Raw genomic sequence first — 14333 nt, forward strand, 5'->3', positions numbered from 1 at the left:
CGCAGGGCGGCCGGTCCCGCAGAGTGGGTTGCCAACGCGACCCACTCTTTTTGATTTTTAGGAGTCTCTCGCCATGATGGTTCTGTATTCAGGTACGACCTGCCCCTTTTCCCACCGCTGCCGCTTCGTGCTGTTCGAGAAGGGGATGGACTTCGAGATCCGCGACGTCGATCTCTACAACAAGCCCGAAGACATCAGCGTGATGAACCCCTACGGCCAGGTCCCGATCCTGGTCGAGCGCGACCTGATCCTGTACGAGTCGAACATCATCAACGAGTACATCGACGAGCGCTTCCCGCATCCGCAGCTGATGCCCGGCGACCCGGTCGACCGCGCGCGCGTGCGCCTGTTCCTGCTCAACTTCGAGAAGGAGCTGTTCGTGCACGTGGCGGCGCTGGAGAACCGCGCCGCCAAGGGCAACGACAAGGCACTGGAGAAGGCGCGTGCGCACATCCGTGACCGCCTGACCCAGCTCGCACCGGTGTTCCTGAAGAACAAGTACATGCTGGGCGACAACTTCTCGATGCTCGACGTGGCGATCGCACCGCTGCTGTGGCGCCTCGACTACTACGGCATCGACCTCAGCAAGAACGCGGCCCCGCTGCTCAAGTACGCCGAACGCATCTTCTCGCGCCCGGCCTACATCGAAGCGCTGACGCCGTCCGAAAAGGTCATGCGGAAGTAAGACTCGCCCCCGAGGGCTGCGCGCACTTCGTGTCGCGTGCGCCTTCCCCCTTCCGGGGGGGGCGACACCTGCGGCCCGGCAGAGCCGGTTCCTCGGTGTCTCACGCCATACCCGGGGGGCTTCCGAGCTGCAGTTTGGCGGCGCACCTATCCACTCACATGATCAACGCACTCGATTCGACTTCCACCCGCCCGTACCTGATCCGTGCCCTGTACGAATGGTGCACCGACAACGGGTTCACGCCCTATGTGGCGGTGCTGGTCGACGACACCGTGCAGGTGCCGCGCGAGTACGTGAAGAACGGCGAGATCGTGCTCAACGTCAGCTTCGACGCGACCAGTTCGCTCAAGCTGGGCAACGACTTCATCGAGTTCAAGGCGCGCTTCGCGGGCACCGCGCGCGAGATCGTCGTGCCGATCGGCCGCGTGATCGCGATCTACGCACGCGAGAACGGCCAGGGCATGGCCTTTCCCGCGCCCGCGCCGGCTTCCGCGTCGGGCGAAGAGGGCGACGAGCCCTCGGCGCCGCCGACCCGCATGCCGCTGCGCGATGCGTCGCGCGGCAACGAGGGTGACGCGAGCAAGGTGGTGCACCTGGTCGCGGTCGAAGGCTCGGACGAATCGTCCGCCGACGCGGGCCATGCGCCGGCCGATCCGGAGCCGCCCAAGCCGCCCGCGGGCGGTGGCGCCAAGCCTTCGCTCAAGCGCATCAAGTAGGGCGCATCCGCGCCGGTAGAATCCTGTCCGCGCCGCTTTAGCTCAGTTGGTAGAGCAACCGCCTTGTAAGCGGTAGGTCGTCAGTTCGATTCCGACAAGCGGCACCACTTTGAATCCGGGACCATCCCGGAACGAACGAAACCCCTGGGGACATCCGTCCCGAGGGGTTTTTTCTTGTCCGGCCCGCCGCGCTCAGTGCCGGGCCTGGACCTTGATCCGGATGCTCGAGACGTTCCAGCCCTTGGCATTGAGCCGGGTCACGAGCGCCGGCGTCAGCTGGCGCAGCTTGGCCGCCGCGGCGCTGCCCTGCACCAGCAGGCACCAGACGTCCTCCTCGGCGGGGCCGGCCTTCACCGCGGCCCGCATCTCGGCCGGAATCAGCGTCTCGACGGCCTTGAGGCGTTCGCTCGCATCGCGGGCCCGCGCGACCAATCCGGCCAGGGTCGGCGAGGCATCGGTGGCCTCCAACACGGTCTGGGGCTTGAAGCGGCGGTGTATTGACATGAGCGAGGGTGGACCTAGTGGCTAAAATGCCCGGTTTGCCGGCACAGGCGCCGGGATGGACCGCTTGCTTTCAGGCAAAGCGTGCCCAAGTGCATTCACCCTATCTTAGGGATTTCGTCGCAGCGTCCGAAGCTTCGAGCGCCCGATCGATCCTTCACACATGGCCACCAACTTCCTGACCCAAATCTTCGGCAGTCGCAACGACCGGTTGCTCAAGCAGTACCGCAAGACCGTCGAGCGCATCAACGGCCTCGAGCCCCAGTTCGAGAAGCTCAGCGACGATGCGCTGCGCGCCAAGACGCAGGAGTTCAAGGAGCGCATCGCCAAGGGCGAGTCGCTGGACGACCTGCTGCCCGAGGCCTTCGCCACGGTGCGCGAAGGCTCCAAGCGCGCGATGAAGATGCGGCACTTCGACGTGCAGCTGCTCGGCGGCATGGCCCTGCACAACGGCAAGATCTCCGAGATGCGCACCGGCGAGGGCAAGACCCTGACCGCGACGCTGCCGGTGTACCTGAACGCGCTGTCCGGCAAGGGCGTGCACGTGGTGACGGTGAACGACTACCTGGCCAACCGCGACGCGCAATGGATGGCCCGGCTCTACAACTTCCTCGGCCTGACCGTGGGCATCAACCTGCCCAACATGCCGCGCGAGGAGAAGCAGGCCGCCTACGCCGCCGACATCACCTACGGCACCAACAACGAGTACGGCTTCGACTACCTGCGCGACAACATGGTCTACGAGGCGCAGGACCGCGTGCAGCGCCAGCTCAACTACGCGATCGTCGACGAGGTGGACTCGATCCTGATCGACGAGGCCCGCACGCCGCTGATCATCAGCGGCCAGGCCGAGGACCACACCGACACCTACCTGGCGATCAACAAGGTGGTGCCGCTGCTGGTCAAGCAGGAGGGCGAGGAAGACCCGCGCACCGGCGAGGGCGTGACCAAGCCCGGCGACTTCACGGTCGACGAGAAGACCCACCAGGTCTTCCTGACCGAGGCCGGCCACGAGAAGGCCGAACAGGTGCTGTCGGAGTTCAAGCTGCTGCCCGAAGGCGCCTCGCTCTACGACCCGGCCAACATCACGCTGATGCACCACCTGAATGCCGCGCTGCGCGCCCGGCATCTGTACCACCGCGACCAGCACTACGTGGTGCAGCAGGGCGAGGTCGTGATCGTCGACGAGTTCACCGGCCGCCTGATGAGCGGGCGCCGCTGGAGCGACGGCCTGCACCAGGCCGTCGAAGCCAAGGAAGGCGTGGAGATCCAGGCCGAGAACCAGACGCTGGCCTCGATCACCTTCCAGAACTACTTCCGCCTCTACAACAAGCTCTCGGGCATGACCGGCACGGCCGACACCGAAGCCTACGAGTTCCAGGAGATCTACGGTCTGGAGACCATGATCATCCCGCCCAACCGCATCAGCAAGCGCGAGGACCAGCTCGACCGCGTCTACAAGACCACGCGCGAGAAGTACGAGGCGGCGATCCAGGACATCCGCGAATGCTACGAGCGCGGCCAGCCGGTGCTGGTCGGCACCTCGTCGATCGAGAACTCGGAAATCATCGACGAGCTGCTCAACAAGGCCGGCCTGCCGCACCAGGTGCTCAACGCCAAGCAGCACGCCCGTGAAGCCGACATCGTGGCGCAGGCCGGTCGCGCCAAGATGATCACCATCGCCACCAACATGGCGGGCCGCGGCACCGACATCGTGCTGGGCGGCAACGTCGAGAAGATGATCGAGGCCGTGGAGGCCGACGAAGGCCTGGACGAGGCCGGCAAGCAGGCCGAGATCGCCACGCTGCGCGCCGAATGGGCTCGTGACCACGAGGCCGTGAAGGCCCTGGGCGGCCTGCGCATCATCGCCACCGAACGCCACGAATCGCGCCGCATCGACAACCAGCTGCGCGGCCGCTCGGGCCGCCAGGGCGACCCGGGCTCCTCGCGCTTCTACCTGAGCCTGGACGACCCGCTGATGCGCATCTTCGCGGGCGACCGCGTGAAGTCCATCATGGACCGGCTCAAGATGCCCGACGGCGAAGCGATCGAAGCCGGCATCGTCACGCGCAGCATCGAAAGCGCGCAGCGCAAGGTCGAGGCGCGCAACTTCGACGTGCGCAAGCAGCTGCTCGAGTACGACGACGTGTCGAACGACCAGCGCAAGGTGATCTACCAGCAGCGCAACGACATCCTGGACGCCACCGACCTCAATGCGCAGATCACGGCGCTGCGCGAAGGCTGCTTCACCGACCTCACGCGCCAGCACGTGCCGGCCGAATCGGTCGAGGAGCAATGGACGCTGGGCGCGCTCGAGAAGACGCTGGCCAACGACTGGGCGCTCGAGATCCCGCTGAAGGCCGACGTCGAGGCGGCTTCGGCCATCACCGACGAGGACATCGTCGAGAAGGTGGTCGCGGCCGCCAATGCCGCCTTCGACGCCAAGCTGGCGTTGATCGGCCAGGAGAACTTCACCCAGTTCGAACGCATGGTGCTGCTGCAGAGCATCGACACCCACTGGCGCGAACACCTGGCCTCGCTCGACTACCTGCGCCAGGGCATCCACCTGCGCGGCTATGCGCAGAAGCAGCCCAAGCAGGAATACAAGCGCGAAGCCTTCGAACTCTTCGGCCAGCTGCTCGACTCGGTCAAGAACGCCGTCACGCGCCAGCTGATGACGGTGCGTGTGCAGTCGGGCGAACAGCTCGAAGAGGCCGCAGAGACGATGGAGAGCCGCGCCGAGGCGATCTCGAACATCACCTACACCGCGCCCACCGAAACGGGCGAGGTCGAGGTGCGGGTCGACGAGGAGAGCACGCGCCGTGCGGCCGCGGCGGCCGCAGCGGGTGGGGGCCTGAGCGCCGAAGCCGCGGCCTTCGCGCGCGTCGGCCGCAACGACCCCTGCCCCTGTGGCAGCGGCAAGAAGTTCAAGCAGTGCCACGGCAAGCTGACCTGATCCGCTCCTGTTGTTCCCTTTTTTGAAGACGATGCCATGCCCGTGAACCTCACCCCTCCCAATCCGGCCATGCTGCATGCGGTGCCTGGCGTGCGCATCGGCGTGGCCGAAGCCGGCGTGCGCAAGGCGAACCGCAAGGACCTGACGGTCGTGCTGATCGACGAAGGCGCGGCCGTGGCCGGCGTGTTCACCCAGAACCGCTTCTGCGCCGCGCCGGTCCAGGTCTGCCGCGAGCACCTGGCGAAGAACTATGGCATCCGCGCGATGCTGATCAACACCGGCAACGCCAACGCCGGCACCGGCCAGGACGGCCTGGCGCGCACGCACCAGAGCTGCGTGGCGCTGGCCCGCGAACTGAACATCGCCCCCGAGCAGATCCTGCCCTTCTCGACCGGCGTGATCATGGAGCCGCTGCCGGTCGACCGCATCGAGGCCGGCCTGCCCGCCGCGATCGCCGACGCCTCGCCCGACCATTGGGCGCGCGCGGCCGAAGGCATCATGACCACCGACACCGTGCCCAAGGCCTTCAGCCGCCAGGTGCAGATCGGCGGCGCGACCGTGACCGTGACCGGCATCAGCAAGGGCGCGGGCATGATCCGGCCGAACATGGCGACCATGCTCGGCTTCATGGCGACCGACGCGCAGATCGACCCGGCGCTGATCCAGCCGCTGGCCAAGGCCCTGGCCGACGCCTCCTTCAACCGCGTGACCATCGACGGCGACACCTCGACCAACGATTCCTTCGTCGTGATCGCCACGCAGAAGGCCGCGCACGCGCGCATCGATTCGCTCGACTCGGCCGACGGCCGGGCGCTGTTCGCCGCGATGCAGGAAGTGGCGCGGCTGCTGGCCCAGGCCATCGTGCGCGACGGCGAGGGCGCGACCAAGTTCATCGAGATCCGCGTCGAAGGCGGCCGCGACAGCGCGGAATGCCGGCAGGTGGCCTATGCCGTGGCGCACTCGCCGCTGGTCAAGACGGCCTTCTTCGCCAGCGACCCGAACCTCGGGCGCATCCTGGCGGCCGTGGGCTACGCGGGCATCGACGACCTCGAGCAGACCGGCATCGACCTCTACCTCGACGAGGTGCACGTGGCGGTCAAGGGCGGCCGCAACCCGGCCTACCGCGAAGAGGACGGCCAGCGCGTGATGAAGCAAAGCGAGATCACGGTGCGCATCGGCCTGGGCCGCGGCACGGCCGTCGACACGGTCTGGACCTGCGACCTGAGCCACGACTACGTCTCGATCAACGCCGACTACCGGTCCTGATCCGCCGTGGGCGGCGCGCGGGGCGCGTCGCTCCGTCTTCCTGCCCCTCTGCCGACAGAACCATGAACGACAAGTTTGACAAGCTGATCGAGCGCGCCGAGCACCTGATCGCCCGCATCGAATCGATCCTCCCGCAGCCGCTGCAGGCGCCCGCCGACTGGGACGCCGCGATCGCCTGGCGCTACCGCCGCCGCAGCACGGGCCATGGCGTGCTGGAGCCGGTGCGCCATGTGGCCAAGATGCCGCTCGACGCGCTCAAGGAGATCGACGTCCAGAAGGAGAAGATCGAGCGCAACACGCGCCAGTTCGTCGAGGGCAAGCCGGCCAACAACGTGCTGCTGACCGGCGCCCGCGGCACCGGCAAGTCCTCGCTGATCCGCGCCTGCCTGCAGGCCTATGCACCGCAGGGCCTGCGCCTGATCGAGGTCGACAAGGCCGAGCTGACCGACCTGCCCGACATCGTCGAGGTGGTGGCGAACCGGCCCGAGAAGTTCATCGTCTTCAGCGACGACCTGAGCTTCGACGAGGGCGAGCCCGGCTACAAGGCGCTCAAGTCCATCCTCGACGGCTCGGTGGCCGCCTCGACGCCCAACGTGCTGATCTACGCGACCAGCAACCGGCGCCATCTGCTGCCCGAGTACATGAAGGACAACCTGAGCTACACCCACACCGAGGACGGCGAAGTCCATCCCGGCGAGGTGATCGAGGAGAAGATCTCGCTGTCGGAGCGCTTCGGCCTCTGGGTCAGCTTCTACCCCTTCAGCCAGAGCGAATACCTGGCGATCACGGCGCAGTGGCTGTCGTCCTTCGGTGTCGACGCGGCGGCGATCGAGGCCGCACGCCCCGAGGCGCTGGTCTGGGCGCTGGAGCGCGGCTCGCGCAGCGGCCGCGTGGCCTACCAGTTCGCGCGCGACTACGCGGGAAGAGCATGACCGGGCGCAAGCACACCGAGGTCGCGGTCGGCATCCTGATCGGCGCCGACGAGGCCCTGCTGCTGTCGACGCGCCCCGAAGGCAAGCCCTACGCCGGCTACTGGGAGTTCCCGGGCGGCAAGATCGAAGCCGGCGAGACGGTCGAAGAGGCGCTGCGCCGCGAGCTGGAAGAAGAGCTCGGCATCACCATCGCGGGCGCCGAGGTCTGGAAGGTCACCGAGCACGACTACCCGCATGCGCTGGTGCGGCTGCACTGGTGCAAGGTGCGCGCGTGGTCCGGCGACTTCGAGATGCGCGAAGGCCAGGCCATGCGCTGGCAGCAGCTGCCGCTGGACGTGAGCCCGGTGCTGCCGGGCGCGCTGCCGGTGCTGCAGTGGCTCAGCGAAGAGCGCGCCGCCTAGGCGGCACCCGAGCTCACTGCAGGCGCGGATCGCCGAAGGAGGCTTCGTCCGGCGGGGCCTCGGTCGGCACGCGGAATTCCTCGCTGGCCCAGGCGCCCAGGTCCACGCCCTTGCAGCGCGCGCTGCAGAAGGGGCGGTAGGCGTTGCTGGGGCCGTAGATGCTGTCTTCGCCGCAGCCGGGGCAGCGGACGATGCGTTCGCCGGTGGGCGTGCTTCGGGTGCTCATCGTGTTTCTCCTGCGCCTGGCGCCCGCGGAGGGCGTCCAGGCCGGTTCGTCCGCGCGCGGCTCACGCGCAGAGCGTCAATTCGAAAGGGGTGTCCTGGGTGCTGGGATGCAGGCGATCGTCGGCTTCATGGCGCATGAGTCGCACCGAGACCATCAGGCGGTTGCCGCTGATCTCGGGGATCACGCCCAGCCGCGGGTCGATGCGCAGGCGCAGCAACTGGAAACTCCGGCCCTGCGGCAGATTCTGCTGGAACTGGCCGCCGGCCGCCATGACCTTGTAGGGCACATCGGCATCGCGCAGCAGCTTGAGCAGCAGGTAGATCGCTTCGGCCAGCGGCGACAGCGTCGCCGACCAGCGCTCCAGGTCCGCGCGGCGCAGCGGTGCCGGCCGGTTCTGCCAGGCATGGTAGGCCGGCAGGTCGAACTCGCAGGTGCCGCCGGGAATGCCGGCGCGGCTGCGGATGCTCATCAGCCACTCGTTCTCGGTCAGCGCCTGGCCGGCCTTGCCGGGCAGGGTGTGGAGCGTGGCGAAGTTGCGTTCGAGCTGGCCGACCACCTGGTCGAGCACCGCTTCCGAGATCGCCGGATTGCCGCGGTAGCTGTTGAAGACGTTCTTGTGCTTGTCGAGGTCACGCAGCACGTCGGCCTTGAGGTCGGCGCGCGCAGCCACGTCCATGATCTCGAAGATCGTGACGAGGGCGTAGTGATGGGAGAGGGCGGAGTCCGAGGGGACCAGCTCGCCCAGCCGGCGGAACAGATGCTCCAGCCGGAGGTAGGTCCGGATGCGCTCGTTGAAGGGGTACTCGTAAAGAATCACGCGGGTGTATCGTTTCCTGTCGAGGGATCATAGCCGCCGCATGGCATGCCGGATGTGTCCTCTTGCTTCATTTGGCGATCCAGCGCGCCCACAGCTGCTGCACTTCCCGCGCCAGCTGCTGCAGATCGAGCCCGTCGTTGTGGATCACCGCGTCGGCCGCGGCCCGCCGTGCGCTGCGCGGCGCCTGTTGCGCGATCACGGCCTGCACCGCCTCGGGCGTCCAGCCGGAACGCGCCACCACGCGCTGCAGCTGCGTGGCTTCGCGCGCGTCGACCACCAGCACCCGGTCCACGATGCCGCGCCAGCGCTTCGATTCGACCAGCAGCGGCACGTCGAAGACGATCGGCGCGCCGGCGGCGGCCACGGCCTGGCGCTCGGTCTCGAGGGCGATCAGCGGGTGCAGGATCGCTTCGAGCCGCTTCCGGGCGCCGGTGTCGCTGAACACGATCGCGCGCATGCGGGCGCGGTCCAGGCCGCCGTCGGCAGCGAGCACCCCGGGGCCGAAGGCGGCCTCGATCGCGGGCATGGCGGCACCGCCGGGCTGGGCGATGGCGCGCGCGATGGCATCGGTGTCGACGAGCACCGCGCCGCACTGCACCAGCAGGGCCGCGACCGTGCTCTTGCCGCTGCCGATGCCGCCGGTCAGGCCGATGCGCATGGCCTCAACCCAGGCCGACCGCGCGCAGGATCGCGTCGGGGCCGAAGAACATGGCGGTGAAGCCGGCGCCGGCGAGGAAGGGGCCGAAGGGCACGTAGCCGCCTTCGCGCAGCCCGTTGTTGAACTTGAGCGCCAGGCCGACGATCACGCCGATCACCGAGGCCATGAGCACGATCGGCACCAGCGCCTGCCAGCCGAACCAGGCGCCGAAGGCCGCGAAGAGCTTGAAATCGCCGTAGCCCATGCCTTCCTTGCCGGTGGCGAGCTTGAACAGCCAGTAGACGCTCCACAGCGAGAGGTAGCCGGCGGCGGCACCCAGCACGGCGGCGTTCAAGGCCACGCCGGTCAGCCCCAGCAACGAGGCCAGCAGCCCGGCCCACAGCAGGGGGAGGGTGATGTCGTCGGGCAGCAGCGTGGTGTCCCAGTCGATCAGCGCCAGTGCCAGCAGCGCGGCCGAGAAGCCGCACCAGGCCAGCGCCGCCCATTGGCCGGGCGCGCGCCAGACGCACCAGGCGAAGAGCAGGCCGGTCGCGAGCTCGACCAGCGGATAGCGCAGCCCGATCGGCGTCTTGCAGGAGGAGCAACGCCCACGCAGCAGCAGGACGTAGCTCAGCAGCGGCACGTTCTCGTACCAGCGGATCTCGTGGCCGCACTGCTGGCAGCGCGAACGCGGCACCATCAGGTTGAAGGGCTCGCCCGCGCCCGGTTCGCTGCCGTCGAGGCCGGCGCAATCCGAGACCCACTGCCGCTCGAGCATCTTGGGCAGGCGGTAGATCACCACGTTGAGAAAACTGCCGATCAGCAGCCCGAGCACGCCGGCCAACGCGGCGTCCACACCTTGCGAAACGAACATCAGACGACCTGGCCCAATTTGAAGATGGGCAGGTACATCGAGACCACGATGCCGCCGATGATCGTGCCGAGAAACACGATGATGATGGGTTCCATCAGGCTGGACAGGCCCGCGACCATGTCGTCGACCTCGGCCTCGTAGAAGTCGGCGGCCTTGCCGAGCATGTGGTCGATCGAGCCGGACTCCTCGCCGATGGCGGCCATCTGCAGCACCATCGAGGGGAACACGTTGGCATTGGTCATGGCGGTCGTCAGGCTGGTGCCGGTCGAGACCTCCTGCTGGATCTTGACCGTGGCATCGGCGTACACCGAATTGCCCGAGGCGCCGCCCACCGAGTCGAGTGCCTCGACCAGCGGCACGCCGGCCGCGAACATGGTCGCCAGCGTGCGGGTCCAGCGCGCGACGCAGGACTTGTCGATCAGCGTGCCGAAGATCGGCAGGCGCAGCAGCAGCCGGTCCATCACGCGCTGCACCTTCTCGTTGCGCTTCCAGGCCTGCAGGAAGAAGTAGATGCCGCCGCCGATCACGCCGAAGATCAGCCACCAGTAGGCGACGAAGACCTCGCTGATGCCCATCACGATCAGCGTCGGGGCCGGCAGGTCGGCGCCGAAGGAACTGAACACTTCCTTGAAGGCCGGGATCACGAAGATCATGATGATGGCCACCACGACGAACGCGACCACCACCACCGACATCGGGTACATCAGCGCCGACTTGATCTTCGACTTGATGGCCTCGGTCTTCTCCATGTAGGTGGCGAGCCGGTCCAGCAGTTCCTCCAGGATGCCCGCCGCTTCACCGGCTTCGACCAGGTTGCAGTAGAGGTTGTCGAAGTACTTGGGGAACTTGCGGAAGGCGGCCGACAGCGAGGTGCCGGTCTCGACGTCGCTGCGGATGTCGTTGAGCAGCTTGGCCACGCTGGCGTTCGCGTTGCCGCGCCCGACGATGTCGAAGGCCTGCAGCAGCGGCACGCCGGCCTTCATCATGGTCGCCAGCTGGCGCGTGAAGATCGCGATGTCCTTGGGCTTGATGGCCTTGCCCGAGCGCATGCGCCGCTTCTTCACCTTGGTCAGCAGCACGCCCTGGCGCCGCAGCGCGGCCTGGACCTGGTTGGTGCCGGCCGCGCGCAGCTCGCCCCGCACCTGCTTGCCGTTGCGATCCTTGCCTTCCCATTCGTACACGAATTCCTTGTGTCCGCGTGGGGTGGATGTTGCCGTTGCCATGGGGGTTCCGCTTCTCAACAATGCTATTCGTTCGTGACCGCGAGCACTTCCTCGAGCGAGGTCAGTCCCTGCATCACCTTCTTCAGGCCCGACTGGCGCAGCGAACGCACGCCCTCGGCCTCGGATTGCCTGGCGATCTCCATCGCACTGCCGTCGCGCAGGATGATCTTCTGGATCTCCTCGGACACCGGCATGACCTGGTAGATGCCCACCCGTCCCTTGTAGCCACCGTTGCAGGCCGAACAGCCGACGGCGCGGTAGGGCTTCCAGCTGCCGTCGATGTCGGCGTCCTTGAAGCCAGCGTCGAGCAGCGCCTCGCGCGGCACCTCCGACGGTTCGCGGCACACGGTGCACAGCCGGCGCGCGAGGCGCTGGGCCGTGATCAGGATCACGCTCGACGCGATGTTGAAGGGCGCGATGCCCATGTTGCGCATGCGCGTCAGCGTGGTGGGGGCATCGTTGGTGTGCAGCGTCGAGAGCACCAGGTGGCCGGTCTGGGCGGCCTTGATCGAGATGTCGGCGGTTTCCAGGTCGCGGATCTCGCCGACCATGATGATGTCGGGATCCTGCCGCAGGAAGGCGCGCAGCGCGGCGGCGAAGGTCAGGCCGGCCTTCTCGTTGACGTTGACCTGGTTCACGCCCGGCAGGTTGATTTCCGACGGGTCTTCCGCGGTCGCGATGTTCACGCCGGGCTTGTTGAGCAGGTTGAGGCAGGTGTAGAGCGAGACCGTCTTGCCCGAGCCCGTGGGGCCGGTGACCAGCACCATGCCGTAGGGCCGGCCGATGGCGGTCAGCAGGCGCTCCTTCTCGACCGCGTCGTAGCCCAGCGCATCGATGCCTAGCTTGGCGCTGCTCGGGTCCAGGATCCGGATCACGATCTTCTCGCCGAACAGCGTCGGCAGCGTGCTCACGCGGAAATCGATCACCCGGTCGGGGCCGATCTTGAGCTTCATCTTGCCGTCCTGCGGCACCCGTTTTTCCGAGATGTCGAGCTTGGAGATCACCTTGATGCGCGAAGCCAGCTTGTCCTTGATGACCGGCGGCGGGCTCGCGATCTCGCGCAGTTCGCCGTCGATGCGAAAGCGCACGCGGTACTGGTGCTCGTAGGGCTCGAAGTGGATGTCCGAGGCGCGCATCGCGAAGGCGTCGAGCAGCATCTTGTGCAGGAAGCGCACCACCGGCGCGTCCTCGACCTCGGCCACCGCCTGTTCGGCGCTTTCGCTGGGCGAGTCGATCGAGGCCTCGTCGAACTCGAACTCGGCGCCGACGATGCCGTCGATGGTCTCGGCCGCGGTGACCGCGGCCTGCTCGACCATGCGCGATAGCTTGTCGTACTCGGCGATGACCCAGTCGACCCCCATCTGCGAGGCGAACTTGATCTTCTCGACGGCCTGCTGGTCGGAGGGATCGGCCGTGGCGACGATCAGCCGGTTGTTGCGCTTGCTGAGCACCACGATCCGGTAGGCCTGGCACAGCTTCGCATCGAGCAGGTCCTTGGGCAGGCGCTGCGGATCGATGGCGTCGAGGTCGAGCAGGGGGGCGCCGAAGGCGCTGGACAAGGTGTGTGCGAGATCGGCCGCGGAGACGGCCCCGGTGCCGGTGAGCTCGGCGATGAAGCTGGAGCGCCCCGAGAGCGAGCGCTGGTAGATTTCTTCGGCGGTCCTGGCGGGCAGCTTGCCGGCGGAGATCAGCGCTCGTGCGAGGCCCGGGAGGGCAACGGAGGCGCTATCTTTGGCAATGGGATCTGCAGCGGCCATCAGCGGATGTAAAAAGCGTGAAAAATTGCTTCACGATCATCGCTGATCGCCTTGGGACTGTAAACGGCTGCCCGTCGAATGACGGCGCGGCATTGTGTATTACAGCCTCAAAAGGCTGGTCGGGGTGAGAGGATTCGAACCTCCGGCCTCTACGTCCCGAACGTAGCGCTCTACCAGGCTAAGCTACACCCCGATGGTGGTTGCAAGAAATGAGAAGTCGTCCTGGGTTCTCACTTCCGTGAGGGTCTAGGCGCGTCGCTCAAGCAACTGAGCCGCTAATTGTAGCAAACCTTCGACGTGCGAATTCGCAGAAAAACCACTTAATGCATCGATTGCGCGTTGCGCCTCGGCCGCGGCGGCCGCGCGGGTGGCTTCGAGCGCACCCGTTTCGCGCACGATGGCCACGATGTGGGGCAGCTGCGTGGTGTCGCCGGTCTCGATGGCGTTGCGCACCAGCGCGCTCTGCGCGGGCGCGGCGCGTTGCATGGCGAGGATCAGCGGCAGCGTGGTCTTGCCTTCGCGCAGGTCGTCACCGACGTTCTTGCCGGTCTCGCTGGCATCGCCTTCGTAGTCCAGCACGTCGTCGATGACCTGGAAGGCGGTGCCCAGCGCCTGGCCGTAGGAGGCGCAGGCTTCCTCGGTGGCGGCATCGGCGCCGGCCAGCACCGCGGCCAGTCGGGTGCTGGCCTCGAACAGCTTGGCGGTCTTGGAGCGGATCACGCGCAGGTAGGCCGACTCGTCGAGCGTGGCGTCGTGCATGTTCATGAGCTGCAGCACCTCGCCCTCGGCGATGATGTTGGTCGCCTCGGCCAGGATCTGCATCACGCGCATGTTGTCGGCGTCCAGCATCATCTGGAAGGCGCGCGAATAGAGGAAGTCGCCGACCAGCACGCTGGCGGGGTTGCCGAAGGATTCGTTGGCGGTCGGCCGGCCGCGCCGCAGCGTGGACTCGTCGACCACGTCGTCGTGCAGCAGGGTCGCGGTGTGGATGAACTCCACCACCGCCGCCAGGTTGAAGCGCTGCTCGCCGCGGTAGCCCAGCGCGCCGGCCATCAGCAGCAGCAGGGCCGGGCGCAGCCGCTTGCCGCCGGCGGAGATGATGTACTGCGACACGTGGCTGACCAGCGGCACCCCGGTATCGAGGCGGCGTGCAATCACGCGATCGACTTCGACCATGTCGCCTGCGATCAGCGCCAGAACGGAGGTCGTCGGGGAAGAGTCTGCGGCGGGGCTGGGCAACACGATGACGCGCCGGAGCGCTGCTTGAAGTGAAGGACGAGCGGCGCGTGCCGCAGGTGCGAAGCCAAATTATAGAGAGCGCCGGGAAGGCTTGCCGGGGCGC

The 14333-nt window shown here is 67.3% G+C and carries 14 protein-coding genes and 2 tRNA genes; 7 read left to right on the forward strand and 9 right to left on the reverse strand.

Annotation, left to right across the window (positions count from 1 at the left end; genetic code table 11):
* Positions 1-73: 73 nt before the first annotated feature.
* The 3 genes from QTI20_RS13890 (at position 74) to QTI20_RS13900 (ending at position 1508) form a co-directional block, all read left to right on the forward strand.
* Positions 74-685, forward strand: coding sequence for a glutathione S-transferase N-terminal domain-containing protein (locus tag QTI20_RS13890; protein ID WP_183025009.1), 612 nt, complete (start codon positions 74-76; stop codon positions 683-685).
* 158 nt (positions 686-843) lie between these two features.
* On the forward strand, positions 844-1401 hold the full coding sequence (locus QTI20_RS13895; protein WP_286551648.1) for a ClpXP protease specificity-enhancing factor: 558 nt from the start codon (positions 844-846) through the stop codon (positions 1399-1401).
* Positions 1402-1432: 31 nt separating this feature from the next.
* Positions 1433-1508, forward strand: a tRNA-Thr gene (locus QTI20_RS13900).
* Positions 1509-1593: 85 nt separating this feature from the next.
* Here QTI20_RS13900 and QTI20_RS13905 read toward each other — a convergent pair.
* Positions 1594-1899 carry a methionine synthase family protein gene (locus tag QTI20_RS13905; protein ID WP_286553402.1) on the reverse strand — a complete coding sequence of 102 codons (306 nt, stop codon included), beginning with the start codon at positions 1897-1899 and terminating at the stop codon, positions 1594-1596.
* A gap of 166 nt (positions 1900-2065) precedes the next feature.
* On the opposite strand from QTI20_RS13905, the gene secA reads away from it, so the two are divergent.
* From secA to QTI20_RS13925, 4 genes are all read left to right on the forward strand, one after another.
* The gene (gene secA, locus QTI20_RS13910) at positions 2066-4858 is read left to right on the forward strand and encodes a preprotein translocase subunit SecA (RefSeq protein ID WP_286551649.1); all 2793 of its coding nucleotides are present in this window, start codon (positions 2066-2068) and stop codon (positions 4856-4858) included.
* A 36-nt stretch (positions 4859-4894) separates the two neighbouring features.
* Positions 4895-6124, forward strand: coding sequence for a bifunctional glutamate N-acetyltransferase/amino-acid acetyltransferase ArgJ (argJ, locus tag QTI20_RS13915; protein ID WP_286551651.1), 1230 nt, complete (start codon positions 4895-4897; stop codon positions 6122-6124).
* Between the two features lie 62 nt (positions 6125-6186).
* Positions 6187-7056 (forward strand): ATP-binding protein, encoded by an 870-nt coding sequence (locus QTI20_RS13920; RefSeq protein WP_183025013.1) that lies wholly within the window; start codon positions 6187-6189, stop codon positions 7054-7056.
* Positions 7053-7457 (forward strand): NUDIX domain-containing protein, encoded by a 405-nt coding sequence (locus QTI20_RS13925; RefSeq protein ID WP_183025014.1) that lies wholly within the window; start codon positions 7053-7055, stop codon positions 7455-7457. Before QTI20_RS13920 ends, QTI20_RS13925 begins: the two co-directional genes overlap by 4 nt.
* Before the next feature lie 13 nt (positions 7458-7470).
* Here QTI20_RS13925 and QTI20_RS13930 read toward each other — a convergent pair whose 3' ends face one another.
* The 8 genes from QTI20_RS13930 to QTI20_RS13965 all read right to left on the reverse strand — a co-directional run bounded on the left by QTI20_RS13930 (position 7471) and on the right by QTI20_RS13965 (position 14230).
* Positions 7471-7683 (reverse strand): DNA gyrase inhibitor YacG, encoded by a 213-nt coding sequence (locus QTI20_RS13930; RefSeq protein ID WP_183025015.1) that lies wholly within the window; start codon positions 7681-7683, stop codon positions 7471-7473.
* A gap of 61 nt (positions 7684-7744) precedes the next feature.
* Positions 7745-8500 (reverse strand): cell division protein ZapD, encoded by a 756-nt coding sequence (gene zapD / locus QTI20_RS13935; RefSeq protein WP_286551652.1) that lies wholly within the window; start codon positions 8498-8500, stop codon positions 7745-7747.
* A 67-nt stretch (positions 8501-8567) separates the two neighbouring features.
* Positions 8568-9158 carry a dephospho-CoA kinase gene (gene coaE / locus QTI20_RS13940; protein WP_286551653.1) on the reverse strand — a complete coding sequence of 197 codons (591 nt, stop codon included), beginning with the start codon at positions 9156-9158 and terminating at the stop codon, positions 8568-8570.
* Between the two features lie 4 nt (positions 9159-9162).
* The gene (locus QTI20_RS13945) at positions 9163-10011 is read right to left on the reverse strand and encodes a prepilin peptidase (protein WP_286551655.1); all 849 of its coding nucleotides are present in this window, start codon (positions 10009-10011) and stop codon (positions 9163-9165) included.
* Positions 10011-11234, reverse strand: a complete 1224-nt coding sequence (locus QTI20_RS13950; RefSeq protein ID WP_183025019.1) for a type II secretion system F family protein — start codon at positions 11232-11234, stop codon at positions 10011-10013. Before QTI20_RS13950 ends, QTI20_RS13945 begins: the two co-directional genes overlap by 1 nt.
* Positions 11235-11257: 23 nt before the next feature.
* Positions 11258-12991, reverse strand: a complete 1734-nt coding sequence (gene pilB / locus QTI20_RS13955; RefSeq protein WP_286551664.1) for a type IV-A pilus assembly ATPase PilB — start codon at positions 12989-12991, stop codon at positions 11258-11260.
* Between the two features lie 116 nt (positions 12992-13107).
* Positions 13108-13184: transfer RNA gene (locus tag QTI20_RS13960), tRNA-Pro, on the reverse strand.
* 53 nt (positions 13185-13237) lie between these two features.
* Positions 13238-14230, reverse strand: coding sequence for a polyprenyl synthetase family protein (locus tag QTI20_RS13965; RefSeq protein ID WP_286553403.1), 993 nt, complete (start codon positions 14228-14230; stop codon positions 13238-13240).
* Positions 14231-14333: the final 103 nt, after the last annotated feature.

Source organism: Variovorax sp. J2P1-31 (assembly GCF_030317215.1).
Taxonomy (GTDB): Bacteria; Pseudomonadota; Gammaproteobacteria; order Burkholderiales; family Burkholderiaceae_C; genus Variovorax.